The sequence below is a fragment of the Psychrobacter sp. AOP31-B2-9 genome, assembly GCF_052378005.1.
Taxonomy (GTDB): domain Bacteria; phylum Pseudomonadota; class Gammaproteobacteria; order Pseudomonadales; family Moraxellaceae; genus Psychrobacter.
In genome coordinates, this window is the sequence record NZ_JBQSXG010000249.1 from 1 (window position 1) to 1,857 (window position 1,857).

At 43.4% G+C, this 1,857-nt stretch carries 1 protein-coding gene; it reads left to right on the forward strand.

Going from position 1 to position 1,857, the window contains the following annotated elements; all coding sequences use genetic code 11:
- Window positions 1-370: 370 nt before the first annotated feature.
- A partial coding sequence (locus tag ACT3SX_RS14890; protein WP_444761824.1) for a glycosyl hydrolase family 28-related protein occupies window positions 371-1,857 on the forward strand: 1,487 nt, incomplete at its 3' end.

Here is a 1,857-nt window from a genome sequence, read left to right on the forward strand (position 1 = left end):
ATAGTTTAACTTCATGGAAATAGCTAATAGGCTCAGAGTACAATAATGTCAAATAAACGAGTATTAGCGATAAAGAGACAAAGTACAAAATATCGAGTTAACTCGTCTATAATGCTAGCTATTTTTTGGCTTCTATTGTGATAATAAGCGTTTTTATACCTGATATGGCAGCATAATATAGTTTTTACACATAACAACAGAGTAAATCTGGTGCGTTTCATTAGGTCGTACTGATGATATGCACTGGTATAGAAACCAAAGTCATGGGATACTGATGATACATGCATGCGTACTTTCCGTCATACACGCAGTTGGTTGCGCTACATAAATTTTACGTGGGCATTGACTTTAGTCATATAAAAGGCATCTTATGAACTTGCAAACTTTGAGAGTAATCACGCCAGAAAGCCAGCAGTCAATCAGTGTAAAAGCTGGTCATGAGCAGGTCATAGACGTGAGCGCTGGATCTCGGTTCATCATTGCTGATGATTCAGGTTTTGCACCTAAACAGGTCAAGTTTTCACGTGAAGATAACAATCTATTGGTTATGGATCAGGGTGAGGTTTCTTTTATATTAAAGGGTTACTACTCAAAGGACCAAGATGCTATTAGTTTAACTGGCTTAGAAACGGATGGTCAGTATTATAATTATTCAGTCAACAATTACAGTGCCGCTACGGATGGGTATGTCACTGAAAACCTATCAACTTTTGAGTTATCTGACCTAGAGGCTGCAGAGACAGACAGCAATGCTACTAGTCATAATCCATGGTTTCTCACTGGTTTAGGAGCGTTAGGTGTGACTGGTGGCGCTGCAGCATTGAATAGTTCTTCAGGTGACTCTTCGAGTTCATCAACTAGCGACCCAGAAGTTGAGCCTGAACCAGAGCCTGAACCAGAGCCTGAACCGGAGCCTGAACCGGAGCCTGAACCGGAACCAGAGCCTGAACCAGAGCCTGAACCAGAGCCTGAACCAGAGCCTGAACCAGAGCCTGAACCAGAGCCTGAACCAGAGCCTGAACCTGAACCTGAACCTGAACCTGAACCTGAACCTGAACCTGAACCTGAACCTGAACCTGAACCTGAACCTGAACCTGAACTTGAGGTGGTACTTCCTGAGACCAATGAAGCTACAAGTACTGCTAGCATCACTATCAGTGGCAACGACACGGGTATGTTAAGCAGCAGTATTCAAGATGCCGATGGCGTACTGGATGCTGATGTGACGTATCAATGGTTTGCAGACGGACAACCGATTGATAATGCGACGCAAAACACTTATGCCCTGACTAGCCAAGAAGCCAGTAAGACCATAACGGTAGAAGCATCATATACGAGCAATGACGGTATCAATAAAACCATCGTAAGTGATAGTGATGTCAGTATTTATACCCCTGAGCCTGCCAGTTTACTAGTGGTAGACGTAACGGATAGTGAATATGGTGCCAAAGGAGATGGCAGTACAGATGATACTGCTGCTATCCAAAAAGCGATTAACGCTGTCTCTGAGAGTGGTGGTGGCACTGTTTATATCCCTGAAGGTAACTACTTGATTGATACCACAGATAGATTGTGGCTACAGAGTAATGTCACTCTAAAGATGGAGGATGATACGGTACTCGAGGCGATTCCTAGTGATGAAGCGACGCACTACGTATTGTTTATTAGAGACGTAGAAAACGTAAATGTAATAGGTGGCACTATCATCGGTGATCGTTATGAGCACTCCGGTACAGGTGATAATTGGGGCGTAGGCATTGGTATATTAGGTTCTCAAAATGTCACAATCGAAAACGTTAATATACAAGATTTTCGCGGTGATGGTGTCTACATTGGCGAGAGCCAAGGAGCGAGTGT